Genomic DNA, 24,026 nt, shown 5'->3' with positions numbered 1-24,026 from the left:
GCTGGTTGCGAAATCGTCCTGAAACGTCGGATTGGCGGGCGGTGTTAACCGGTTGTTCATTTCGGGCGGCTAGTCTGGGTGGATGAACCAGAGTGTGCGCGCCGCGATGGCCGTGGCTGAAACTCCGCTGTGCGATGCCGTGCGGGGATACCGGACCCTGCTGGCGGACGGAGGCGATTCGGCGGTGGTACAGGGGCTGCTGGCGCAGGCTTTGTATGAGGCGGGCGATTACGCTGATGCGGTTGCCGCGGCTGATGTTGCGTTGCGCGGTGATCCTTCGGATGGCGTTGCGCGCATCACGCGGGCGTCGGCGTTGAACGCGCTGTGCCGGTTTGAGGCGGCGGCGGCGGATTTTGCGGTGCTGGCGCAGGCGCACCCGGGCCGCGCGACGATCCTGATCGGGCTGGGGACCGCGTATGCCGAGGCGGGCCAGTTTCGCGCGGCGATCGCGGCCTTGATGGAGGCGATTGCGGCCGAGCCCGGCAATGCGGCGGCGGCGGCGGCGTTGGGCGCGGTGTGCGCGCGGGCGGGCAACGCGGCGGCGGCGATCACGGCCTGCCGCTATGCGCTGACGCTCGATCCGGACCAGGTGATCGCGCATCAGAATCTGGCGGCGTTGCTGGCGGCGGATGATCCGGCCGCGGCGGTGCATCGGGATGCCGCGTATCGGCGAAAGCAGATCGTCACGATTGCCGGGCCGCCCGCCGCACCGGTGGTGCTCGTGCTGACATGTGCGGCGGCGGCCAATATTCCGCTCGAGCATCTGCTGCCCCGGCGGTGTTTCACCCAGGTCCGCTGGTTCATCGATTATGCGTGCCCCGATCAGGATCGGGCGTTGCCGGCGCATGATCTGGTGTTCAACGCGATCGGTGATCCTGACCTGATGCCCGAAATCGGCGTGCCGGTGGCGCGCATGTTGCGTGAGACCGATCGGCCGGTGCTGAACCATCCCGAGCGGGTCCGCGAGATCGACCGGGCCGCGCTGCCCGACCTGCTGGCGGGGCTGCCGGACGTGGTGGTGCCGCATGTGAGTCGGGTGGCGCGGGCGCAAGGCGATGCGCGGGCATGGTTTGCGGGGCATCGGCTGCCGGTGATCGTGCGGCCGGCGGGATCGCATGGCGGTCAGGACCTGGTCCTTGCCGCGACCGAAGCGGCGGCGATTGCCGCGATCGGCCGCGATCCGCATGGCTACGTCACCGATTTCCACGACTATCGTTCGGCAAGGGACGGGTTGTATCGCAAATATCGCGTGATCTTCGTCGATCGGGTGCCTTATCCGTATCATCTCGCGATCGGGACCGGCTGGCTGGTGCATTACTGGACCGCGGGCATGGCGGAGGCGCCGGCGCGCCGTGCCGAGGAGGCGCGGTTTCTGCGCGATCCGGCCAGGGCGATCGGCGCGCGGGCGATGGCGGCGTTGGAGGCGGTCGCGGCGCGGCTCGATCTCGATTACGCCGGCATCGATTTTTCGGTGTTGCCGGATGGGCGTGTGCTGGTCTTCGAAGCCAATGCGACGATGTTGGTGCATCCCGAGACCGAGGCGATGTTCGCTTACAAGAATGCGGCGGTGGCGGCGATTCTGGCCGCGGTCGACCGCATGATCGGCGCGCGGATCGGGCGTGCCGGGTCCGTCAGCGGTCGAGACGGGCGATGATGCGATCGGCGAGGCGGCCCAGTGCTGCGCTCATGGCGCTGGCGCGGGCGGCAGGTGTGGCGGCAGAGGGGATCACGATGTGGTCGCGTCCGGTCGCGAGCACCCGATGATGATCGCGCGCCGTGACCCGCCAATCCGCGTTCAGCACGACGTGGCTGGGGTCGGGCAGAAACCGGGTCACGTTGACCGCAATCAGCCGCGCGCCGCCCGGTGGCGCGGGATCGCCGGGGTGGAGCACGGTCGTGCCAGGCAGGCGTTGCGCCAGATCGTCGGCCAGCGTGTTCTGCGCCTCGCCGCCGAGCGGTGCAGCCCAGCGCGCGTGATCGGCGACATGCAGCGTGGTGGGGCCGGTCGCGCTGGTCAGGTAGAGCCGGTCGATCGCGGCGGGCATCATGACTTTGGCGACGGCGAGCGGGGGCGAGGCGATCGAGACGGTGGGACCGGTTGTGGGTGCCAGGGTGAGGTAGGTGGTCGGCGTCGTGGCGCAGCCGTCCAGCAACAGTGCAATGCCGGTCAGGCAGAGCCATCGGTTCATCGTTCAGCGTCCTTTGCCGAGAATGATTGAATTCGGATGACCCGAGAGATAGTCGGTCAATTCGCGCAGCGATTGCGCGGCGCGGGTGAGTTCATAGAGCGCGTGTGGCAGGGATTCCGATTCTGGCGTGTTCGCCGCGGTGCCCTGTTGTGCCAGCACGTCGCGGGCGGCGCGCAGGGACGCGTCTGCGGCCCTGGTGGTGCGGCGCAGACCGGCCAGCAGGGCGGGCAGTTGCGCATCGGTGGTGCGGGTGATCGCATCGATATGCGTGATTGTCCGGTCGAGCCGTTCGAGCGTGCGGCGGGTGCGCGGCGAGCGGCTGACGGCGGCGATCCGGCTGGTCGCGTCGTGAACATTGGCGAGAATTGCGCTGATCTGATCCATGATCTGATTGATCGAGGTGGCGCTGGTGGAGGGGATGGTCGGCGGTTCGCCGGGCGTGCCCGCGAGGCTCAGGACGGCTTTCGGCGCCGCCTTGACGATGTCGAGCGCGATGGTCTGGGCGCCGATCACCGGCGTCGATTGCACGCGGTGGGCGCGCAGACCGTGCGCGATCAGCGACGACAGCATGGCGTTCATTTGCGGCGCGGGATCGGTGAGGTTCCAGCGGTCCGGCGGGTCGAGCGGGATGTCGCGCGGCTCGAGCGCCACATGGACGGTGGTGGTCAGGGCGCCGGCGCCGGTATCGTAGTGAAGGGCGACTTTTGTCACGACGCCGGCATCGGCACCTTCGAGCGTCACCTTGGCGTTTTTGGCCAGACCGTGCGGGCCGCCGGCCAGCACGATGCGGTAGGGAACCGCGTGCGGGCCGGGTGCCGCGCGGGCGGCGGACGCCGTGCCGTAGAGGTGAAATGTCGTGCCGGGGTTGATCGGGTGGCCACCGTCCGGCGTTGTCACACCGATCGCGCCGGAGACGAGGGCCGGGATCGATTGCAGCATCAGCTTCGGTCCGTTCCCGCCGCTGCTGAGCGAAACGCCGCCGGCGTTCCAGAAGCGGCTTGCCGAGGTGATCAGATTTTCGCGTCCGCGTTCGATGAAGGCGGTGACGACGAATGTCTTGCCGTCCGGGCGCATGGCCACGCTCAGGACCTTGCCGATCTTGAAATGGTTGAAATAGATCGCGGCACCGCGGGACAGATTGCCGGTATGCGCGGCGGTGAGTGTGATGGTTTCGCCCTTGTCCCCGCTTTCGATCACCGGCGCCTGGGTCAGCCCGGTGAAATGATCGGCCACGGGGCCGGGGCGCGGCGCGATGCCGATATAAGGGCCGGCGATGACGGATTTCAGCGAGGCGAGATTGCTGAAACTGACGCTGCGGCCGGCGATCCAGAACCTCGTGCCCTTGCCGAGATGGTGCTGCATCTCGCTGGTGAACTGCATCGACACCTTCATGCGGTCGAGGGTCTTGTCGAGCCGGACGGCTTCGACATGGCCGACGGTGACGCCGCGATATTTCACGGTTGTCGAGCCGGCCTTGATGCCGCCCGAGGTTGGGAACGAGACGGTGACTTCGGGGCCGCGCCTGGCGATCGCTTCGAGGCCGAGCCAGATGACGATCCCGGCTGCCGCGACCGGCACCGCCCAGATCAACCCCGGCCATCTTGTGCCGCGGAAACGGGCTTTCGGCGGTTCCGGCTTTGCCTGTCTATCGGTCATAGGCGTATTTCGGCGACTCGTGCGCCGCGATCCAGATATGGCGCGGGTCCAGCACGCGTGCCGCCATCATGGTCAGCACGACGACACCCAGAAATGCCGGCATGCCTTTTGCGACATCGACGCTGAGCAGGCCGGGCAGATGCATCAGCGGCAGGAACACCGCGACGGTGTACACATCGATGTGCGACCATCGGCCGGCCGCGACGATGATACGGTAAAGCTTGCCCTTCAGGCGGAGGCGGCTGGTCGAATGTTGATAGGATGACAGGATGATCCAGGAAATGCCGAACAGCTTGAACAGCGGGATGCCGACGCTGGCGGTGAAAATGACCATGGCGAGCGGCCAGAGCCCGGCTTGCAGGAGCTGCATGATGCCGCTGATGATCGAATGGGCATGGGCCTTGCCGGCTTCGACGTCGATTTCCATCGGAAACAGATAGGCGATCGGGTAGAAGATGAACCCGGCCAGCGTGAAGGCGAAGGCGCGCATGGTCGCGTTGGGGCGCTGGCGCCACAGATGCGCGTTGCAGCGCGGACAGCATTCACCCTCGGCGCTCGCCGGCGCAATATGGTCGCAGGCGCCGCAGGCGATGGCGTGGACGGAACTTTCACTGGCATCCGGCCCGATCATCCGCCAGATCGCGCGGCGCTCGAGTGTGGCGCGGGTGATCATGGTCATGAAAGCGGCGGCCAGAACGCACCATCCGCCCGGTCCGATATGGACGGGCAGGAACGGTTCGACCCGGGAATAGCCGATGACGCAGCCGATCAGAAAGACATCGAGCGTCGCCCATTCGTCGAGCCGTTCAGTGATCCGGAACGCGCGTCCCAGCCAATGCGGGCGTCGGCCCAGGCGGAGGATGAGCAGGACGATCGTGAGCAGACCGAAGCGGACCAGCGGCACGGCGATCAGCTCTGCCCCCACGACCAGTGCCATGAGCGGCCAGCCCTGGTGCCAGATTCCGGCGACGCCTGCGCCCACCGTGCTTTGATTGACGGCGCCGAGGATCGACACCTGCATCAATGGCATGACGATCGCGGGGATGAGCAGGACCATCATGGTGATCGCGCATGCCAGCGCCGCATCGATACTGCGGCCCGCGGTGCGTTCGAGCGGCGCATCGCAACGCCGGCAATGGATGACGCCGCGCCCGGTGATTTCGGGAAGCCGCTGCACCAGCCCGCACCACGGACAGCCGATGATGCCGTGCGGCGGATCGATCTCGGCATCCGGCGTGCCGGAGATGAGCGCGGTCAGCATCATGAACCGGGCGCACGTGCCATGGAGCGGCGTTTTGTCATCCAGACGGAGATAGGCCTTGCCCCGTGGCACCGTTATAAAAATCACCAAACCGTGATAATGACGATCGGGACTCCGGTCAGGATTTGGCGCCGCGCGCGAGGGCGAGGCCCAGGGCGGCGCCGATCAGTACGGAACCGCCGATCCGGTTTGCCAGACGGCCGCCGATATGGCCGCGCAGTCTGCCGGCCAGCAGGCACCAGCCGGTATCGACGATCAGGGCGATCGTGACGCAGGTGATCGCCAGGAGGGTCATCTGCTCTGCGAAATGTCCGGCGGGGCTGATGAACTGCGGCAGCAGAGCGCCATAGAAGAACAGCGTCTTGGGGTTGGTCAGCGAGACCAGGAATGCCTTGGCCAGCACACCGCGGGGTGAAGCGGGCGGCAGGCTCGCGCCTTGCCGGGCGGAGGGCGCCGCGCGCCAGGATTTGAGGCCGAGATAGATCAGATACGCGACGCCGATCCATCTGATCCAGCCGAACCAGAGACCGGCGTGACCGAGCAGGGAGGCGAGGCCGAGCGCTGTGAATGCGAGTTGCACCGCCATGGCAGTGGTGGTGCCGGCGATGGTGAGCAGGCCATGGCCGGTGCCGTGGCGCACGGTGTTTGCCACGATCAGCCCGACGTTCGGGCCGGGCAGCAGCATCAGCAGCGTGACGGTTGCCACGAAGGCGGCGAACAGATGGACATCGGGCATTCCATTGATCTCCTCGCGGCCGGTGTGCCGGCACCGCGCAGGCCGGCCGTATACGTAAAATTGCGTATGCCGTCGTGTTGACGGGGTATCATCCCGCTGCGCCCGGGCGGTGATAAAATCTTCTTGCGTTCCGTGTCAGCCCCGCTAGTCTGCTCACGATTTCGTAACACAAAAACAATATGATTGGGGCTTCTGATGATTTCTCGACGCCATGCGTTGCGCGGCACCGCCGCGACCGCCGCGACCGCCGCTTTGATCACTGCCGGAGCGCCCGGGGCCTTTGCTTCCGACAAGGTTTATCGCATCGGGATCACCTTGCCGTTGACCGGCGCCGATGCCGAGGCCGCGCATCTGATTCTGAACGGGGCGCTGCTTGCCATCAAACTGGCCAATTCGAGCGGCGAATTGAAGGGCGTCACGCTCGAGCCGATGGTGTTGAACAATGCGACGGCCACGGCCGGGCAGTATGATCCGGCGCAGGCCGCGACCAACGCCCGCAAACTGGCCGGCGATAAATCGGTTCTGGCCAACGTCGGCCCCGAAATGAGCGGTTCGGGCAAGGCGATGGCGCCGATCCTGTCGATGGCTGATCTGGCGACGATTACGCCGAGCTCCACGGCACCCGCCCTGACCGACCCGCAATTTGCCGGCGAATTCGTGCCGGGTGGCAAGCCGATCTATTTCCGCACGGTGACGACGGACGCCTATCAGGGGCCGAATATGGCGAATTTCTACGCCGAGACCCTGAAGGTGCCGAGCGTTTACGTGCTCGACGACAGCGGTGCCTATGGCGTTGGCCTGGCCGATGCCTTCGCGGCGCAGGCGAAGGTCAAGGGCATCAAAGTGCTCGGCCGCGACCGGCTCGACCCGAAGGCCGCCGACTATTCCGCGGTTCTGACCAAGATCAAGGCGACCAACGCAGCGTCGCTGTACTACGGCGGCACCATGCAGGCCGCGGTCAAGCTCGTGAAACAATCCTACCAGATCGTGCCGGGCATCAAGAAGGGCGGCGGCGACGGGATTTTGAGCCCGGAGATGATGACCGCGGCAGGATTTCCGGCGGCCGAAGGCTGGTATGCCACCAATGCCTCGCCGCATGTCGTCGACGATCCGAAGCTCGCGAGCTGGGTGGCGCTCTATGCGAAGACATACGGCGTCCAGCCGGATGATTATGCCATCACATCGTACGACGCGGCCCTGGTCGCGATTGCCGCGATCAAGGCGGTGATCAGGAGCGGCAAGCCGCTGACCGCGGCGAATGTGCGCAATGCGGTCCAGACGGTGAAGATCAACGGGCTGCAAGGGCCGATCTCGTTCGACAAATATGGCGATCTGAGCACCCGCGTGGTCGCCGTGTTCCAGTTCAAGCAGGACAAATCAGCACCTTTGGCGGATATGGACAAACAGACCGTCTATATCGGGGTGGCGCCGCAGAGCTAGGCCGGACCATGACCGGTTCTGCGATTTTTCTGCAGCAGATCGTCAATGGTGTCAGTCTCGGGGCGGTTTATGCGCTGCTCGCCCTGGGATTCACGCTGGTTTATGGCATTCTGGAACTGATCAACTTCGCCCATTTCAGCGTGTTCATGGTGGGCGCGTTCGTGGCGCTCGTGGTGCTGCAGGCGTTCGGGCTTCAGGGACAGTCGGTGGTTCTGCACGGTGCGCCGCTGGTGCTGGTGCTGCTGGTGGCGCTGGTGGTGACCATGGTGGCCTCGGGGGCGCTGGGCGTGATGATCGAGCGATACACGCTGCGGCCGATGCGCAATGTCAAAGGGCCGATGGCGATGATCACGACCATCGGGGTCTCGTATATCCTGTTCAATCTGGTCCTGCTGGCCACCAATGCGCAGGCGATCAATTTTCCCGATCCGATGCCGGCGGCGAGCTATCATGTCGGCGGCGTGGTGATCCGGCTGAAGGAAATTCTGATCTGGATCGTCTCGGCGGCGCTGATGGTCGGGCTTAATCTGTTCGTGAAACGCACCAGGCTCGGCAAGGCGATGCGGGCCGTGGCGCAGGATGCCGAGGCGGCGCGGATGATGGGCGTGGACGTCGATCATGTGGTGATGATCGCGTTTTTCGCCGGCTCCGCGCTGGCCGGCGCGGCGGGCATGATTTTCGGGCTCTACTATAATTTCGCGCAATACAGCATCGGGTATACGGCGGGTCTGCGCGCCTTTACCGCCGCCGTGCTCGGGGGGATCGGCAACGTGCCGGGGGCGATGCTGGGCGGTATTGTGATCGGGCTGATCGAAACCCTCGGCAGCCAGTATATCGCGGCGCGCTGGGCGGATGTGATCATTTTTTCGATCCTGATCGGCACGCTGGTGTTTCGCCCGGCCGGGTTGCTCGGCATGCTGGCACCGAACCGGTCATGAAGCGGTTCGCCGCGCTGTCGCCGCGGACCAGGCAGATGGTTTTTCTGGTGGTGCTGGCGTTTCTGCTGGTGTTTCCGTTTCTCGATACCGGGCAGGCCAATATCGATATCGCGGCGAATTGTGCCGCTTATGCCGCTCTGGCGCTCGGGCTCAATATCGTGGTCGGTTTCACGGGGTTGCTCGATCTCGGTTACGCGGCGTTTTTCGCGATCGGGGCTTATGCCTATGGCATTTTGAACTCGTATCAGCTGCACCCGGCGTGGAGCAGCGCGTGGGCACCGCTTGCCGCGATCGGGTTCGTTGCGAAACTGGGTGTCGGTGCGGCGGCCACGGTGCATTTCACGGTGCCGTTCTGGGTGATGCTGCCGGTCTCGGCGATGATCGCGGCGGGGTTCGGTGTCGCGTTCGGGGCGCCGACGTTGCGGCTGAAGGGCGATTATCTGGCGATCGTTACGCTGGGCTTCGGGGAGATCGTGCCGATCGTGGTGCGCAACTGGTCTTCGCTGACCAATGGCGCGGAGGGGCTGAACGGCGTGGCGCCGCCTTCGGTGTTCGGCCACAGTTTCGGGATCAATTCGACGCCATATTACTACGTCGGGCTCGGCATCGTGCTGCTCCTGCTGTTCATCAGCCTGCGGCTGAAGCCATCGCGGATCGGCCGGGCCTGGATGGCGATTCGCGAGGATGAGATTGCGGCCGGCGCCATGGGGATCCATACGACGCGGCTGAAGCTGCTGGCGTTTGCGATGGGGGCGGGTTTCGCGGGGCTGACGGGCACGTTCTACATCGCGAAGCTGCAGACCGCGACACCGGATATGTTCGACCTGCCGGTGTCGATCATGGTGTTGGTGATGATCGTGCTCGGCGGTCTCGGCAGCGTGTGGGGTGCGATCATCGGCGCCGTGCTGCTGCAGTTGTTGCAGGCGTGGTTTCTGCCGGAACTCAGCGCGCTGGTGCAGGCGCTGGGCAATGCCGTGCATTCGCCGTTTCTGTCCAACCTTGAACTGACATCGGCGTCCGAACTGATCTTTGGCATCATTCTGGTGACCATGATGCTGTATCGGCGGGACGGCATCGTGCCGGCCAGCCGCAACGAGGTGCGGTTGAGTTTTGCCCAGCAGGATGCGGCGGTCTCGCGCGGGGCGCTGCCGGCGGTCGAGCGGTTGAGCCGGGCCTGCGCGCAGGCCACGACCGCGGGCGCGCCGGCGGCCTTGGCGGTGCGGGACCTGACGGTGAAATTCGGCGGGCTGACCGCGCTGAAATCGATCTCGCTCGATGTGCCGGCCGGGGGCATCGTTGCGGTGATCGGGCCGAACGGCAGCGGCAAATCGACCTTGTTCAACAGCATTACCGGGCTGGTGACGCCCGCGGCCGGCTCGATCGATTTTGCCGGGCATCAGCTGATCGGCCTGCGGCCGGATCAGATCCTGCGTCATGGCGTGGCGCGGACGTTTCAGAACATCCGTTTGTTTCCCAATCTGACGGTGATGGAGAACGTGCTGATCGGGCAGCATACGCATCTGAAATCGGGACCGGGCGGGATCGTGCTGGGGCTTGGGGGCGTGCGGGCCGAAGAGCGCGAAGCCCGCGAGTTCGTGCTGGAGCTGCTCGCGATGTTCGGCAACCGGTTGATCCCCCGCATCGATCAGGGGGTGGCCCAGCTGTCTTATGCCAATCGGCGGCGGGTCGAGATTGCGCGCGCGCTGGCGACGAGGCCGCGGCTGCTGATGCTCGATGAGCCGACGGCGGGGATGAATCCGGCCGAAAGCCTCGAACTCGCCGAGCAGATCGCCGGGTTTCGCGATCTGGGCCTGACGGTGCTGCTGGTGGAGCACAAGCTCGATGTGGTCACGCGGCTGGCGGACAACGTGATCGTGCTCGATTACGGCGAGAAGCTGGCGGAGGGACCGGCGGATGTGGTCCGGCGCGACGAGGCGGTGATCGAGGCGTATATCGGCCGGGGCGCGGTCAATGCGTGACGATGCCCCGTTGCTCGAATTCGATGCGGTGAACACGCATTACGGCGATCTGCATGTGCTCAAGGGGGTCGATTACACCATGAGCAGCACGGATATAATCGTGCTGCTCGGCGGCAATGCCAGCGGCAAGTCGACGACGATGAAGACGATCATGGGGACGGTGACGCCGACCGCGGGCGAGGTGCGCTATCGTGGCGATGTCATCAACCGTTTGAGCACCGCCGGGCGGGTCAAGCGCGGGATCGCCCCTGTGCTCGAGGCGCGGCGGCTGTTTCCGCGCATGACCGTGTTCGAAAATCTGGAAATGGGCGCCTACACCCAAAAACGCGGGGCAGAGTTCGAGGCCGATCTGGAGCGGGTTTATGAATTGTTCCCGCGCGTGAAGGAGCGGCGGGGGCAGCTGGCCGGCACGCTTTCGGGCGGGGAGCAGCAGATGGTGGCGATCGGCCGGGCGCTGATGGCAAGGCCGCGGCTGATCTGCATGGATGAGCCCTCGATGGGCCTGTCGCCGCGGTTCGTGGAGGTCGTGTTCGGGATCATTCAGACGATCAACCGCCAGGGTGTGGCGATTTTCATGGTCGAACAGAACGCCAACATGGCGCTGCAGATCGCCGATCGGGGGTATGTGCTGCAGACCGGGCGGGTGGTGCTGGCGGGCCCGGCGGCGGAACTGGCGGCGAATCCCGCGATCCGCGAGGCTTATCTCGGGGAGTTGCACGTCGAGGCGTAGGGCGGGTTACGCGGCCTCGCCGCCGGTCAGCCGGGCGATCATTTCGGCGCGGATATCCGGCGATGCGGTTTGACCGATCGCATCGCCGAGCTGGTGCAGGCGGCGGCGCAGATCGTAGATCTGGTCGAGCAGGCCGAGCACGATCGGCATGGTGTCTTCGTTGACCTGGAACTCGTGGACCAGCTCATGGATCAGGCGGACGCGCGCGAGGTCGATTTCGGTGAAGACGTAGCCGGTCGGGGCGGCGTCCGGGCGGACCCACTGGTTTTCGATCCATCGATCGAGGTCGGGCCGTTTGATGCCATCGATAGCGCGGATGATGATGTCGATCGTGAGGGTGCGGGTCATCATGGGTTGGTTTCCATGGCCTGGCGCGGGTTGGCCGCGGTTGCGGGTTTCCAGCTCCGCAGGAATGTCTCGAGGGCCTCATCCGGCGTGCCGATGGTGACGCGCAGGGTGGCGTACAGATCGCCCGCCGGCGTGGTGCCCCGGCCCGGCACGCCCCGGCCGCGCAGGCGCAGGATGGTGCCGTTGTCCGAATGCGGCGGCACGCGCATGCGCACCGCACCGCCCGGGGTCGGCACTTCGATGGGGCCGCCGAGCACGGCCTCCTGCAGCGTGATGGGTAGATCGAGCCGGATGTCCTGGCCATCGCGGGTGAAATATTGGTGGGGTGCGACCGTGATGGCGATCAACGCATCGCCCGCCGGCCCGCCGTTGCGGCCCGGATTGCCCTTGCCGCGCAGGCGCAGGATATGGCCATCGTCGGTTGCGGGCGGGATTTTGACATCGAGCGTGCTGCCGTCGGGCAGGGTCAGGCGGGTCGTGGCGCCATTGACCGCATCGAGAAAGCTGGTGGTCAGGCTGTAACGCGCATCGGCGCCGCGGGCCGGACCCTGGTTGCGCGGGCGGTTTGCCTCGGTGAACATCGACCCGAAGATCGATTCGAGGTCTTCGGGGTCCCACCCGCCGGTCTCGCCGCCCGCCGATCCCGCGCTGTAGCGCTGGCCGGTGGCGGTTTCGGCGTATTCGCGATAGCCGGGGCGGCGCGGTGCCGCCTCATGCCCTTCGGCGTCGATCTCGCCGCGATCGAACCGGCCGCGCTGTTCGGGGTCCGAAAGCAGCGCGTGCGCCGCGGCGATGTCCTTGAACTTCGCTTCGGCGGCGGCGTTGCCGGGATTGAGATCGGGGTGATGGATCTTTGCGAGTTTGCGATAGGCACGCCGGATGTCATCGGCGCTCGCATCCCGCGCGACGCCCAGTGTTTCGTAGGGGTTTGGCACGATCGGTATCCTTGGCAGCGACTGGTAACGGCCCGATCAAAGCACGCGGCGGCGTGGCGTGATAGCCCCGCCGGCCGGTGCGACGCGCGATCAGGGTGCGACGCGCGATCAGGGGTTGGCGCTGTCGAGACCGCGATAGACCGTGTTCCGCGAAACGCCGAGGCTGCGGGCGGTGGCGCTGATGTTGCCGCCGTTCTCGCGAAAGGCAGCACGGATCCGGGCGCGGACGATGTCGCGCAGATCGTGCGGGTCGCTGTGGTCCACGGACGGCATGGCGCGCTGGCCGATCAGGGTTTCCGCTGCCAGCCCGTCGATGATCCCGCCGTCCTGCTGCATGGCGAGGCGAAGCAGGGCGCTTTTCAACTCGCGGATGTTGCCGCGCCAGACCGAGCCGGCAAGCAGGTGGGCCGCCTCATCGGTGATTGTGGTCCCGGGCGCGAAGCGGGCGAGCAGGTGCCGGGCGATCGCCGTGAAATCCCGCCGTTCGTTCAGGGTGGGCAGACGGACTTCGGCGGTGTTGAGCCGGTAGAGCAGATCGGCGCGGAACTGCCCGGCCGCGACTGCGGCATCGAGGTCGGCATTGGTGGCGGCGATCAGCAGGACATCGACCGTCCGCGCACGGGTGCTGCCGATCGGACGGATGGTCCAATCGTCGAGCAGGCGGAGCAGAACCGCCTGCAGCGGCCGTTTCATGTCGCCGATTTCATCGAGGAACAGCGTGCCGCCATCGGCCTCGGCCACCAGACCCGGTGCGCCGCCGCGCCTGGCGCCGGTGTAGGCGCCGTCGGCGTAGCCGAACAATTCGGCCTCGATCAGGGTTTCCGCCAGGGCCGCGCAGTTGACGGGCACGAAGGGGCCGCGCGGCCGGCGGGCCGCATGGGCGTAGCGGGCGAGCAATTCCTTGCCGGTGCCGGTCGCGCCCCGGATCAGGAGGGGGAGGTTGCGGGCCGCGGCCGAGGCGGCGAGGCGGAGCGCGGCGGCGACGGCCGGATCGTCGGCGACGAAATCGGGTGCCGCGATCTCCGGCCTGGTTTGTGGGCCGCCGATCGGCGGGCCGGCACCGACCGCGATGCTGCGGGTGGTCTTGGGTGTTTCGAGCGTCGCGACGTAGACGCTGCCGACCCGGTCTTCCAGCGTGCCGATGTCGCCGCGGGCGCAGGCATCGTGAAAGGCGCCGAACCCGGTTCGGAAGATTGCATCGAAACTGCGCCCCATCACGACCGGTAGCCCGGCGAGCAGGAAACGGGCCTGGCGGTTGGCGGCGAGCACGCGCCCGCTTTCGGAAAACACCAGAATCCCGGCGCTGAGGGTTGAGAGATATTCAGGCCGGCTGTGGAATGCGATGATCCGGTGGCGCGCGTGGGTTTCGCGCAGCAGCAGGTTTTCGATCTGGATGGCGGCCATGCCGACCAGGGCGCGGGTGTGGCTCTGGCGGGATCGGCAGTCCGACGAGGCATCGAGCACGCAGGCGAGGGCGCCGTCCGGCCCGAATACCGGCGCCGCGACGCAGGTGATGGCGTTGTGGCGGCGAAAGAAATGCTCGCCGCCGTGGATGCTCTGCGGCGTGCCGGTTGCGATGGTGGTGCCGAGCGCGTTGGTGCCGCAATGGAGTTCATCCCAGATGGTTCCCGGCTCGATCGCGGCGGCCTGCGCTTCGCGGGCAAAGCTGGGATCGGCGATGGCCTCGAGCAGCAGGCCGTCGGGTGCTGCGAGTGCGACCATGAAGTTGCTGCCGGCGATCTGCTGATACAAGGCGCGCAATTCGGCCGAGGCGAGGCGGTGGACCATGGCGCGCTGCTCGCGCGCGCGCCGCAGATGATCGGCGCCGACATTTTCGATCCGCGGCGCCGCCGTGGGATCGAGCCCGGATGCGAGGCAGCGCTGCCAGCTGTCGCGGATATCGGCCGAGAGCAGGTCGGCGGCGACGAGACCGTTCGATTCGAGCGCGGCCCGCGCCTGACCCACGCGGTCTTCGGCATGCAGCAACATGGTTTCCTCCGTTCAGCTTCGTTGGTCCGAGCTGTTCTGGCTGGGGCCAGGGGCCCACCTGAATGATGATAGTGCACGGGGGACGAAATCCCTAGCAAAATTCGTGGCAGGGCTGCGTATTGTTCAGAAACGGAGCGATGCTGTCACGCCCTGTTCATGCCGACAACAACGAACCGGGCATTTTGCATTGCAGCAATTGACGCAATGACTTGATATTCACTGCCGCCCCGGCGTGGCACGGCAATTGCTATTGCCCTCGCATGGATGTCGCCGCCGCTCAAGCTCCGCCGCCCCTGCATGATCTGCTCGGGGCGAGTTTTGTCTTCAATACCACGATCAACGCATTGGTCTGGGATGGTGACGCGGCGGTGTTCGGTCTTGCGGACGGCGCGCTCGCCTGTCTGGCGTCGCTTTGGCAGGGCGCGCCGCGCCTGGCGCCGCGGCCGGGTGGGGGTATCGAAATCATTGCCGCCGCCGCGCCGCCACCACCGCCCGTGATCATCGGCGCCCATCGGGCGGCGACCTTGTCGCTCGCCGCCGATCCGCTGGGCGGGGTGGTATCGGGCGGTGCCGATGGCCGGTTTCTGCGGCTCGCCGAGGGCGGCGTGACCGAGCTTGCGGCACGGGCACGCCGGCAGATCAATGCGGTTGCCGCCGGGCGCGGCGGGCGGCGCGCATTCGCCGCCGGCCGGCAGGTCGACCAGCTCGGCCCGGATCAGAAGCGCCTGAGCCTGCCGGGGCCGGTTGTCGCGCTCTGTTTCGATCCATCCGGCCTGCATCTCGCGATCGGGTATGAGGGCGGTGTGTCGCTCGAAGCCTGCGCGGTCCGCGCGGCGCCGCGGTTTGAAGCGCCCGGGGCGTTTCGCGTGATCTGCTGGGATGCGGAGGGGGCGCGGTTTGCCGCCGCTGTGCCGGGCGGGGGTGTGGTGATGCGCGATCGGGCGGGCGATGCGTGGCGCATTATCGACATCCCGATGCGCGCCACCGCGATGGGTTTCACCAGCGAGGGTGTTCTGGTGATCGGGGGCGATGAGGATGTTTACGTTTGGGATGCCACGGGCGGGGCGCGGCGGTTCGCGATCGGGCGTGATGGGCGCCAGGCGGTCGGGCCGATCGCGTGCCATCCGCGGCTGGGCCTGGTGGCCTGCGCCGATCGTGCGGGGCGGGTGGTGCTCGGGCGGCCGGGGCTGCGCGATGTCATGCTGATCCGCGAGGCCGGCAGTGCGCCGGTTGCGCTGGAATTCACGCCGAGCGGCGCGGCGCTGGCGTTTGCGACCGTCGATGGCGAGGCCGGCACGGTGCTGTTGCCCGATCTGTTGTTCCGCCCGGTTCAGGGCGGCAGAGGAGAGATGAAATGACCGGCCCGATGACGGACGAAGAAGCCTCGAAAGATCGGTTTTTCAAGGAACTCGGCATGATCGCCGAACGCATGATTGCAGCGCATGGCAAGGATTTCGCGATGGGCGTGCTGGTGCTGGCGGCCCGCTGGATCGCGGAGGGCAAGAGCTTCGCCGAACATCGCGGCGCCTCCGATGACACATCAGCGCCATGAGCGGGTGTCGCATTCTGCCACAGGAGTCGTGCGGACCTGGCGCTGTCTGCAACAGTGGCGCGCGGCGGTCTTACGGGAATCGGTTGATTTCAACAGATGCTGAAGCTGGCACCAAACTTGCAAATCCATCCCGGCGATCTCTGGCAGGCGGCCAAGCCATGACGTGAGCCGGCACGACAGACGATTGCTCGATGCGTGACGATACTTTGAGATCAACATCATTCGGGAGAAAACCAAGATGCCTGATAGCTTAACGCTCAACAAAATTACGGCCCAGAAGGGGATGAGCATCAGCGATGCGACCCGGCGGGTCGCGGATCTCGGCTGGACGCCGAGCTACGTTCAGGAGGCGATGACCTTCCCGACCGACTACAAGATCAAGAAGACCCCACGCGATCCGATGAAGCAGGTGCTTCGCTCCTACTTCCCGATGCAGGAAGAAAAGGACAACCGGGTCTATGGCGCGCTCGATGCGGCGCTGCGCGGCGACATGTTCCGCAATGTCCAGCCGCGCTGGGTCGAGTGGATGAAACTGTTTCTCGCGATCATTCCGTTCCCGGAAATCTCGGCCGCGCGCTCGATGGCGATGGTCGGGCGCCTGGCGCCGGGCGAGGAATTGCGCACCGGCTTTGCGATGCAGATGGTCGATGAATTCCGCCACTCCACGATTCAGATGAACCTGAAGAAATGGTACATGGAAAACTACATCGATCCGGCGGGCTTTGACATCACCGAAGCGGCGTTCGGCAAATGCTATGCCTCGACGATCGGGCGGCAGTTCGCCGAGGGCTTCGTGACGGGTGATGCGATCACCTCGGCCAACATCTATCTGACCGTGGTCGCGGAAACCGCTTTCACCAACACCCTGTTCGTCGCCATGCCATCGGAAGCGGCGCGCAACGGCGACTATGCGCTGCCGACCGTGTTCCTGTCGGTGCAGTCCGACGAGAGCCGCCATATCGGCAACGGCCATTCGCTGCTGATGTCGCTGATCAACGACCCGGACAACCACCTGCTGCTCGAGCGCGACATCAAATACGCGTTCTGGCAGAATCACGCGATCGTCGATGCCGCGATCGGCACGTTTGTCGAATACGGCACGACCGATCGCAACAAGAACAAGGAGAGCTATGCCGAATTGTGGCATCGCTGGATCTATGAGGATTACTACCGCACGTACATGCTGCCGCTCGAGAAATACGGCATCAAGATCCATCACGATGATGTCGCGGCGGCCTGGGACCGGATCGTCAAGAAGAATTACGTGCACAAGACGGCGCAGTTCTTCTCGGTTGGCTGGTCGGTCAATTTCTGGCGCATCGAGGCGCAGACCGAGAGAGACTTCGAGTGGTTCGAGCACAAATATCCAGGCTGGTACGCCGAGTTCGGCAATTACTGGAAATGGTATGAGAAGCTCAGCCACAAGGGCGAGACGCAGGTGCTGTTCAACGCCGACGTGGGGTATGTGTATCCGCATCGTTGCTGGTCCTGCATGGTGCCTTGCCTGATCCGCGAAGATTTCACCTATGATGAGGTGGACGGGCAGACCTATACCTACTGCTCGGAGACGTGCCGCTGGACCCACAAGGTTGCGTTCGCCGCGGAATACGAAGGGCGCCCGACGCCGGCGATGGGGCGGTTCAGCGGCCGTCGTGAGTGGGAGACCTGCTACGACGGCTGGGATATCGCCGATGCGATCACCGACCTCGGCTTCGTCCGCAACGACGGCAAGACGTTGGTGCCGCAGCCGCATCTGCATTTCGACGACAGCAAGATGTGGACGCTCGACGACGTGCGCGGCCATCAGCTGGGCAGCCCGCTGCTCAATTTCCGCAGCCTGTCGGCGGAAGGCAAGGCGGCGGCGGCGGCGGAATACCGCAAGGGTTTCGTGATCAATCCGCTGAACTGACCTGTTTCGTTCCGCCGGGCACGATTGCTGTGCCCGGCGGCTTTTTTCCGAACGATAAAAACCAACGGGAAACGTCATGACTGTGATTACGACGCATAAGGTCCGGTTCGAGCCTGTCGGCATCGAAATGGAGGTCGAGGAAGGCGAGACCGTTCTGGATGCCGCGTTCCGACAGGGTATTTCCGTGATGCACGGGTGCAAGGAAGGCCAGTGCAGCTCCTGTAAATCGAAGCTGATCGACGGCGACATCGAACTGCTCAAATATTCGACCTTCGCATTGCCCGATTACGAGCGTGATACCGGGCATATTCTTCTGTGCAAGACGCACGCTTACAGCGATCTCGAGATCGAACTGTTGAACTATGACGAGGATCTGCTGCGCCGCTCGATTCCGGTGCGCGCTTACGACGCGGTTCTGACCGGCATCGAACATCTGACGCACGACATCCGCCGCATGACCGTGGCGCTTGGCGCACCCATGAAGTTCTGGGCCGGCCAGTATGTCGACATCACGTTGGCGGATGGTGTGACGCGGGCCTATTCGATGGGCAGCCCGCCGGGCGAGCCGGACCGGCTTGCCTTCATCATCAAGAAATACCCCGATGGCGCGTTTTCAGCTTCGCTCGATACCGTTCTGCAGCCGGGCGATCGGCTGAGCATCAAGGGCCCGTACGGCACGTGTTTCCGGCGCGAGGACCGGCCGGGGCCGATGCTGCTGATCGGGGGCGGGTCGGGCATGTCGCCCTTGTGGTCCATCCTGCAGGATCATGTGGCGTCGGGCGAGCATCGGGCGGTGCGGTTTTTCTATGGGGCGCGCACCAGGGCCGATCTGTTCTATCTCGATGAATTCGCACGGCTGGAAGCGGCCTTGCCGGATTTCCGGTTCATTCCGGCCCTGTCGCACGCCGAGGATGGCGATGGCTGGACCGGCGAGCGCGGTTTCATTCACGAGGTGCTGGCACGACGATTGCGCGCCGAAGGGCTCGAAGGCGAGATGGACGCCTATTCCTGCGGACCACCACCGATGATCGATGCCGTTCTGCCGGTTCTGCAGATGGCCGGGGTCGAGCCGGATCATATCTATTTCGACAAATTCACCACCGCCGTTCGCTGAGATCAACGATAATCAGGAGAGACACGATGAGCGTCACCGAGACACCGTCACCCCAGAAATCCGGCGCCGCCGGGTCCGCCACCTTCGCCGGTTCGGACAGCCGCAAATACAATTATTTCGAGCCGAAGGGCCGAAAGGCGAGCCATTACGAGGATATGACGGTCGATGTGCAGCCCGATCCGGAGCGTTATCTGCTGCAGGACTGGATCATCAGCTTCGCCGATGGCACGCCGACCTATGACAAGACCTGGACGGCGCTGAAATCGTCCAACTGGCATCAGTTCCGCGCGGTCGATCAGGAGTGGGAACGCACCCATTACCAGCGCCAGTCCACCATTGTCGGCATGATCAGCAACCTGATCGAAAACGGCCGCCGCTCCGGTGCGCCGAAGCGGTTCGACCGGGCCTGGGTCAAGGTGCTGTCCGATCATCTCGGCGCGTACAAACATGCCGAATTCGGCCTGGGCACGGCGACGATGCAGGCGCAGCGCTACGGCTATACGCAGATGATCAATAACGCGATCCTGACGAATTCCTCGTACAAACTGCGGTTCTCGCAGGATCTGACGCTGTATCTGGGCGAACTCGCGCTCGATATCGAGGGCATCGATCTTGATGCGGGCAAGCAGCATTGGCTCGAAGACCCGATCTGGCAGGGGACGCGCCACGCGACCGAGGCGGTGATGGGGGCGACCGACTATCTGGAGCAGTATTTCGCCACCAACATCGTGTTCGAGCCCCTGGTCGGTGAATTGTTCCGCAGCGGGTTCGTCATGCAGATGGCGGCGGCGCAGAACGATTTCATGACACCGGCGGTGGTGGCGGCGGCCGAGGGTGATTACGAGCGCAACCTCGCCAATGCGGTCGAGCTGTTTCACATCCTGGTGCTCGACCCGGACCATGGCGACAGTAACCGGGCCATCCTGGTGCAATGGATGCACAAGCACGGCTCGCTCGCGCTCGATGCGGCGCATCATCTGCAGCCGATCTGGTCGCAACCGCGGGTCAAGGTCGCTCAGTTCGCCGATGCGCTCGATCTCGCGAAAAACCGGGTGCGCGCGATCGCGGCTGAGATCGGCTTCGATGTTCGTGCCACGCTGGATCAGTAATCGTTATAATAAAGGATAGACCCCATGGCTCAAGCTCATACCGCGACGATCTTCAAATCGATGAAGGACATGCAGTTCGAGGGCACGATTTCGCACCAGTGCGGCGTGACCATGAACGACAGTGTCGAAGCCCGCGCGATTGCCGATGTGATGGCTGAAAAGCCGGGCATTTCGGTGACCTACCAGCCGGCGCTCATCCGCATCGATGGCGAAGGCAAGATGACGTTCAAGATGGACGAGATTTCCGAAGCACTCGGCCGTGTCATGACGCCTTATCTGTTCGAGATTTCCACCTCGACCCATTATGGCCGCATGGTGATGGTCGATGACAACACCGTTGTGTTGTTCGGCGACATGGACGAGGCGATGGAATACATCAAATACGACTGATCCCCGACGACGACTGATCGCCTGGCCGGTGCCGCCTGCAATGACGGCACCGGCCTGATCCGACGACGTTTTTGCTTCTCTTTTACAGAAAAGAAGCGCTTTCTACCAATAATAAAAAGGGAAACGCATGGCCAAGATGATGCTCCACGACGATGACGCGCGCGCCGCGCTGGGGCGTGGCGTCGCGCAACTGGCCCGGGCGGTGCGTGGCACCATGGGGCCGCGCGGCATGAACGCGATCATCGACCGGCCGATCGGCACGCCGATGGTCTCGCGTGATGGCGTCTCGATCGCCGCCGAGGTCGAGCTTGCGTGCCGGTTCGAGAACATGGGGGCGCAGATCCTGCGCGAGGTTTCCGCTCAGACCAATCTCGAGGCGGGCGATGGCACCACGACCGCGACGGTGCTGGCCGATGCGCTGGTGCAGAAGGGCCTCGCGCGGATGGCGGCGGGCGATAATGCCGTGGAACTCGTCGCCGGGATCGAGGCGGCGGCGGAGGAGGTGATCGCCGCCCTGCGCGCCCGTGCCCGGCCGCTGCGCGATGCGGCCGAGATGCGGGCGGTGGCGACGATCGCCGCGAACGATGCGGCGACCGGCGCGCTGGTGGCCGAGGCGATCGAGCGGGCCGGGCCGCAGGGGATCGTCACCGTCGAGAACAGCGCGACGGTGGAGACGATGCTCGATGTGGTTGACGGCATGGGCTTCGACCGCGGCTATATTTCCCATCACATGGTCACCGATGTGGAGCGCATGCAGGCGGTGCTCGACGATCCGCTGATCCTGATGACCGACCTGAAAATCACCACCGCCGCCGAGATCGAACAGATCCGCGCGCTGGTGGGTGCGAGCAACCAGCCGCTGCTGGTGATCGCCGAGGAGGTGGCACCGGCCGCGGTGATGGCGCTGCTGGCGGACCGTGCGGGCGGCGTGCCGGTCGCTGCCATTCATCCGCCCGAGTATGGCCATTGGCGCAAGGCGATGCTCGAGGATATCGCGATCATCACCGGCGGGCGCGTGATTGCGCGTGAACTGGGCGGCACGATCGCCAATGCCAGCCGCGCCGATCTGGGCAGTGCGCGGCAGGTGCGCGTCGGCGCGGGCATGACGGTGATTTCGGGCGGCGGCGGCGATCTTGCCGCGATCGCGGCACGGCGCGAGCAGGTGCGCCGCCAGGTCGATCTGGCGCCCAACGACATCGATCGCGACAAGCTCGAACAGCGTCTTGCCAAGCTCTCGGGTGGCACCGCGACGATCATGGCGGGCGGTGCGACGCCGGTGGCGCAGAAGCGCCATGCCCAGCTGATCGAGGATTCATTGGCAGCCGCGCGCGCGGCGATTGCCGAGGGCGTGGTGGCCGGTGGCGGCACGGCGCTGGCGCAGATCGCGCCGAGTTTGAACACGAACGCGAAGCTGTTGAACGGCGCGCGGGCCGGCGCGCTGCTGCTGCGCGATGCGCTGACCGCGCCGCTGGCGGCGATTGCGGCCAACAGCGGCTTCGACGCCGAGGCGATGGTGGCGCAGGTGACGGCCGCGCTGCCGGGCACCGGACTTGACGCGCGGAGCGGCAGGATGGTGGCCATGGAGGCGGCCGGCATCATCGATCCGGTGCGGGTCAGCATCAGCGCGCTACGCAATGCGGTTTCGGTGGCGTCCCTGATCCTGACCACGCATACGCTGATCGCGGATAAACCCGATTACGACGACCCGACGGCGGGCCCTGCGCTGGGCGGCGGCGCCGAGTTGCTCGGGAGGGCATGACCGGAGGCTGGATTGCCGAAACGGCGGATCAACGAGCCGATCGACGCTGACCGGACGCGGGTGCGCACGGACCTGGCGACGCGTGCCGAGGCGCTGCCGGACCGGGATGCGATGTGGGCGTGGGAGCGGTTTCTGACCGGCGAACCTGAGGCAGCGATTCCGCTGGGCCATGTTGTTGTCTCGTCCTGGCAGCGGAGCCTGGCCCTCGGCGTCAATCCGACCGGCCGGGCCGCACCGATCGCAGCACAGGGCGATTCGATCCTGACCCTGCGCCATCGCAACCGCGACCTGATCGCGGCCTCGCGTGATCTGTTTCAGCGGATCGCCGATGTGTTCGCCGGTTCGAACTGCATGATGCTGCTGACCGATCCCGACGGGATCGTGCTCGAAGCGGTGGGGGACCATCGCACGCTGGGGCAGGGCGAGCGGATACACCTAGTCGCCGGGGGGCACTGGCGCGAGGATGTGATTGGCACCAACGGGATCGGTACGGCCCTGGCAACCGGCCAGCCGGCTCAGGTGCACGCCACCGAGCATTTCTGCGAGGGCATCAAAAGCTGGACCTGTGCGGCCGCGCCGGTCCGCGAACCGGGGAGCGGGCGGATTCTCGGCGTGGTCGATATTTCGGGTCCGCCCTCGACCTACCAGCGCGGCAATCTTTCGCTTGCGGTGGCGACCGCGCGCCAGATCGAGACCGCGCTTGCCGAACGCAGCGGGCGCGAGCGGGTGCGCCTGCTGGAACGCTGCCTTCAGCGCATGCCGATGATCGGCAACGCCGAGTTGCTCGCGATCGATCGCAGCGGGCGGATCGTCTATTCCAACGGCAAAGGCGCGTTGCCGGGGCTTGGCGAGACCCTGGCCGGTTTCGATCCCGATCAGCCGGTGGAGCGCTGGTTCGACCGGATGCCCGAGCCTTTGCGCGCGGACGGCGCGTTCGACCCCGTGGTGCTCGATGATCGTACCGTGGGGGCGATGATCGTGGTGCCGGCCCGCAACCGGCCCGCCAAACTCGCGGCGCCGCCGGCGGGGTCTGAGGCGGATGCGAGCCGCAGCGCGTTTCATCACATCATCGGGGCCAGCGCCGCCATGCTGCAGGCAACCCGGCGGGCCGAACAGCTCGCACGGCACCGTGTGCCGGTATTGATCCATGGCGAGACCGGTGTGGGCAAGGAGTTGCTCGCGCGGGCCATGCACGGCAGTCTTGATTTCTCGGCGCCCTTCGTCGTGTTCAATTGCGGCGCGGCTTCGAAAGATCTGATCGGCGCCGAATTGTTCGGCCATGTCAAAGGCGCGTTCACCGGTGCCACGGCGGATGGCCGCCCGGGGCGGTTCGAGCTCGCCGACGGCGGCACGTTGTGCCTCGATGAGATCGGCGAACTGCCGCTCGAATTGCAACCGCTGCTGCTGCGGGCGCTGGAGGAGGGCGTGATTTATCGGCTCGGTGATACCACGCCGCGCAAGGTCGCGGTCCGGCTGGTCGCCATGACCAACCGCGATTTGCGCGACGAGGTGGCGGCGGGGCGGTTTCGGCGGGATCTGTTCTATCGGATCAACGTGACCTCGATCACCGTGCCGCCGTTACGCGCGCGGAGCGGCGATGTCGATCTGCTGATCGAGCATTTTAACGCCAGCGTGGCGGCGCGGCACGGCGTGCCGCCCCGCCGGTTCGGCCCGGCGCTATTGGCCGTGCTGCGCGCCTATCATTGGCCGGGCAATGTGCGTGAACTGCGCAATCTGGTCGAATCGCTGCTGCTCGCGGGGGAGAGCGCGGACGTTGGGATCGATGAAATTCCGCTCGATATGCGGGGGGGTGCGGCCGATGACGCGCCCGCCTCGGGCCGGCTGGTCGATATCGAGGCGGAGGCGATGCATCGCGCGATCGAGGCCGCCGGGGGCAACATCTCCGGGGCGGCGCGGCTGCTCGGCGTGTCGCGCAGCACGTTGCACCGCCGATTGGGGCGGGCGGGTTCGCACTGATCGACAAGCGGGGGC

20 protein-coding genes are annotated in these 24,026 nt (G+C 65.6%); 13 read left to right on the top strand and 7 right to left on the bottom strand.

Going from position 1 to position 24,026, the window contains the following annotated elements:
* Positions 1–82 precede the first annotated feature (82 nt).
* Positions 83–1,654, top strand: a complete 1,572-nt coding sequence (locus AruPA_RS00820; protein WP_265634231.1) for a tetratricopeptide repeat protein — start codon at positions 83–85, stop codon at positions 1,652–1,654.
* Here the strand turns inward: AruPA_RS00820 and AruPA_RS00815 are convergent.
* From AruPA_RS00815 to AruPA_RS00800, 4 genes are all read right to left on the bottom strand, one after another.
* Entirely contained in the window at positions 1,632–2,189 is a 558-nt protein-coding gene (locus tag AruPA_RS00815) for a membrane integrity-associated transporter subunit PqiC (RefSeq protein ID WP_265634229.1), read from the bottom strand. The genes AruPA_RS00820 and AruPA_RS00815 overlap by 23 nt on opposite strands.
* A 3-nt stretch (positions 2,190–2,192) precedes the next feature.
* Complete coding sequence (locus AruPA_RS00810) at positions 2,193–3,845, bottom strand: intermembrane transport protein PqiB (protein ID WP_265634228.1); 1,653 nt, start codon at positions 3,843–3,845, stop codon at positions 2,193–2,195.
* Positions 3,835–5,109: a paraquat-inducible protein A gene (locus tag AruPA_RS00805; protein WP_265634227.1), complete on the bottom strand. Its 1,275-nt coding sequence runs from the start codon at positions 5,107–5,109 to the stop codon at positions 3,835–3,837. Before AruPA_RS00805 ends, AruPA_RS00810 begins: the two co-directional genes overlap by 11 nt.
* A gap of 115 nt (positions 5,110–5,224) precedes the next feature.
* Positions 5,225–5,842 carry a LysE family translocator gene (locus AruPA_RS00800; protein WP_265634226.1) on the bottom strand — a complete coding sequence of 206 codons (618 nt, stop codon included), beginning with the start codon at positions 5,840–5,842 and terminating at the stop codon, positions 5,225–5,227.
* Between the two features lie 195 nt (positions 5,843–6,037).
* Here AruPA_RS00800 and AruPA_RS00795 point away from each other — a divergent pair, with 195 nt between their 5' ends.
* The 4 genes from AruPA_RS00795 to AruPA_RS00780 are packed head-to-tail and all read left to right on the top strand — an operon-like array spanning position 6,038 to position 10,929.
* Positions 6,038–7,282: a branched-chain amino acid ABC transporter substrate-binding protein gene (locus AruPA_RS00795; protein WP_265634225.1), complete on the top strand. Its 1,245-nt coding sequence runs from the start codon at positions 6,038–6,040 to the stop codon at positions 7,280–7,282.
* 8 nt (positions 7,283–7,290) lie between these two features.
* Positions 7,291–8,220, top strand: coding sequence for a branched-chain amino acid ABC transporter permease (locus AruPA_RS00790; RefSeq protein ID WP_265634223.1), 930 nt, complete (start codon positions 7,291–7,293; stop codon positions 8,218–8,220).
* A complete protein-coding gene (locus AruPA_RS00785; RefSeq protein ID WP_265634222.1) occupies positions 8,217–10,199 on the top strand; it encodes a branched-chain amino acid ABC transporter ATP-binding protein/permease in 1,983 nt (660 codons plus the stop codon). Before AruPA_RS00790 ends, AruPA_RS00785 begins: the two co-directional genes overlap by 4 nt.
* A complete protein-coding gene (locus AruPA_RS00780) occupies positions 10,192–10,929 on the top strand; it encodes an ABC transporter ATP-binding protein (protein WP_265634220.1) in 738 nt (245 codons plus the stop codon). Before AruPA_RS00785 ends, AruPA_RS00780 begins: the two co-directional genes overlap by 8 nt.
* A gap of 6 nt (positions 10,930–10,935) precedes the next feature.
* On the opposite strand, the gene AruPA_RS00775 is transcribed toward AruPA_RS00780, so the two are convergent.
* From AruPA_RS00775 to AruPA_RS00765, 3 genes are all read right to left on the bottom strand, one after another.
* Positions 10,936–11,277, bottom strand: a complete 342-nt coding sequence (locus AruPA_RS00775; RefSeq protein ID WP_265634219.1) for a chaperone modulator CbpM — start codon at positions 11,275–11,277, stop codon at positions 10,936–10,938.
* Positions 11,277–12,215 (bottom strand): J domain-containing protein, encoded by a 939-nt coding sequence (locus AruPA_RS00770; RefSeq protein WP_265635106.1) that lies wholly within the window; start codon positions 12,213–12,215, stop codon positions 11,277–11,279. The genes AruPA_RS00775 and AruPA_RS00770 overlap by 1 nt, the downstream gene beginning before the upstream one ends.
* Positions 12,216–12,320: 105 nt before the next feature.
* On the bottom strand, positions 12,321–14,201 hold the full coding sequence (locus AruPA_RS00765; RefSeq protein ID WP_265634217.1) for a sigma-54-dependent Fis family transcriptional regulator: 1,881 nt from the start codon (positions 14,199–14,201) through the stop codon (positions 12,321–12,323).
* A gap of 260 nt (positions 14,202–14,461) precedes the next feature.
* On the opposite strand from AruPA_RS00765, the gene AruPA_RS00760 reads away from it, so the two are divergent.
* The 8 genes from AruPA_RS00760 (at position 14,462) to AruPA_RS00725 (ending at position 24,011) form a co-directional block, all read left to right on the top strand.
* Complete coding sequence (locus AruPA_RS00760; RefSeq protein ID WP_265634214.1) at positions 14,462–15,559, top strand: hypothetical protein; 1,098 nt, start codon at positions 14,462–14,464, stop codon at positions 15,557–15,559.
* On the top strand, positions 15,556–15,753 hold the full coding sequence (locus AruPA_RS00755) for a hypothetical protein (protein ID WP_265634212.1): 198 nt from the start codon (positions 15,556–15,558) through the stop codon (positions 15,751–15,753). The genes AruPA_RS00760 and AruPA_RS00755 overlap by 4 nt, the downstream gene beginning before the upstream one ends.
* A 238-nt stretch (positions 15,754–15,991) precedes the next feature.
* On the top strand, positions 15,992–17,662 hold the full coding sequence (locus tag AruPA_RS00750) for an aromatic/alkene/methane monooxygenase hydroxylase/oxygenase subunit alpha (protein WP_029310481.1): 1,671 nt from the start codon (positions 15,992–15,994) through the stop codon (positions 17,660–17,662).
* Between the two features lie 76 nt (positions 17,663–17,738).
* A complete protein-coding gene (locus AruPA_RS00745; RefSeq protein ID WP_265634209.1) occupies positions 17,739–18,776 on the top strand; it encodes an NADH:ubiquinone reductase (Na(+)-transporting) subunit F in 1,038 nt (345 codons plus the stop codon).
* Between the two features lie 26 nt (positions 18,777–18,802).
* Positions 18,803–19,885, top strand: a complete 1,083-nt coding sequence (locus AruPA_RS00740) for an aromatic/alkene monooxygenase hydroxylase subunit beta (RefSeq protein WP_029310483.1) — start codon at positions 18,803–18,805, stop codon at positions 19,883–19,885.
* A 24-nt stretch (positions 19,886–19,909) separates the two neighbouring features.
* On the top strand, positions 19,910–20,275 hold the full coding sequence (locus tag AruPA_RS00735; protein ID WP_029310484.1) for an MmoB/DmpM family protein: 366 nt from the start codon (positions 19,910–19,912) through the stop codon (positions 20,273–20,275).
* Between the two features lie 127 nt (positions 20,276–20,402).
* Entirely contained in the window at positions 20,403–22,034 is a 1,632-nt protein-coding gene (locus AruPA_RS00730; protein WP_265634207.1) for a molecular chaperone GroEL, read from the top strand.
* Between the two features lie 12 nt (positions 22,035–22,046).
* Complete coding sequence (locus AruPA_RS00725) at positions 22,047–24,011, top strand: sigma-54-dependent Fis family transcriptional regulator (RefSeq protein WP_265634204.1); 1,965 nt, start codon at positions 22,047–22,049, stop codon at positions 24,009–24,011.
* Positions 24,012–24,026 lie beyond the last annotated feature (15 nt).

The organism is Acidiphilium sp. PA, from assembly GCF_026191915.1.
Classification (GTDB): Bacteria; Pseudomonadota; Alphaproteobacteria; order Acetobacterales; family Acetobacteraceae; genus Acidiphilium.
Note: the sequence above shows the minus strand (reverse complement) of the source record. Positions and strands in the feature narration are given on the sequence as shown.

Coding starts and splice junctions, on each gene's coding strand:
- AruPA_RS00820 (WP_265634231.1), top strand. CDS start 83: ATGAACCAGAGTGTGCGCGCCGCGATGGCCGTGGCTGAAACTCCGCTG.
- AruPA_RS00815 (WP_265634229.1), bottom strand. CDS start 2,189: ATGAACCGATGGCTCTGCCTGACCGGCATTGCACTGTTGCTGGACGGC.
- AruPA_RS00810 (WP_265634228.1), bottom strand. CDS start 3,845: ATGACCGATAGACAGGCAAAGCCGGAACCGCCGAAAGCCCGTTTCCGC.
- AruPA_RS00805 (WP_265634227.1), bottom strand. CDS start 5,109: ATGATGCTGACCGCGCTCATCTCCGGCACGCCGGATGCCGAGATCGAT.
- AruPA_RS00800 (WP_265634226.1), bottom strand. CDS start 5,842: ATGCCCGATGTCCATCTGTTCGCCGCCTTCGTGGCAACCGTCACGCTG.
- AruPA_RS00795 (WP_265634225.1), top strand. CDS start 6,038: ATGATTTCTCGACGCCATGCGTTGCGCGGCACCGCCGCGACCGCCGCG.
- AruPA_RS00790 (WP_265634223.1), top strand. CDS start 7,291: ATGACCGGTTCTGCGATTTTTCTGCAGCAGATCGTCAATGGTGTCAGT.
- AruPA_RS00785 (WP_265634222.1), top strand. CDS start 8,217: ATGAAGCGGTTCGCCGCGCTGTCGCCGCGGACCAGGCAGATGGTTTTT.
- AruPA_RS00780 (WP_265634220.1), top strand. CDS start 10,192: ATGCGTGACGATGCCCCGTTGCTCGAATTCGATGCGGTGAACACGCAT.
- AruPA_RS00775 (WP_265634219.1), bottom strand. CDS start 11,277: ATGACCCGCACCCTCACGATCGACATCATCATCCGCGCTATCGATGGC.
- AruPA_RS00765 (WP_265634217.1), bottom strand. CDS start 14,201: ATGTTGCTGCATGCCGAAGACCGCGTGGGTCAGGCGCGGGCCGCGCTC.
- AruPA_RS00760 (WP_265634214.1), top strand. CDS start 14,462: ATGGATGTCGCCGCCGCTCAAGCTCCGCCGCCCCTGCATGATCTGCTC.
- AruPA_RS00755 (WP_265634212.1), top strand. CDS start 15,556: ATGACCGGCCCGATGACGGACGAAGAAGCCTCGAAAGATCGGTTTTTC.
- AruPA_RS00750 (WP_029310481.1), top strand. CDS start 15,992: ATGCCTGATAGCTTAACGCTCAACAAAATTACGGCCCAGAAGGGGATG.
- AruPA_RS00745 (WP_265634209.1), top strand. CDS start 17,739: ATGACTGTGATTACGACGCATAAGGTCCGGTTCGAGCCTGTCGGCATC.
- AruPA_RS00740 (WP_029310483.1), top strand. CDS start 18,803: ATGAGCGTCACCGAGACACCGTCACCCCAGAAATCCGGCGCCGCCGGG.
- AruPA_RS00735 (WP_029310484.1), top strand. CDS start 19,910: ATGGCTCAAGCTCATACCGCGACGATCTTCAAATCGATGAAGGACATG.
- AruPA_RS00730 (WP_265634207.1), top strand. CDS start 20,403: ATGGCCAAGATGATGCTCCACGACGATGACGCGCGCGCCGCGCTGGGG.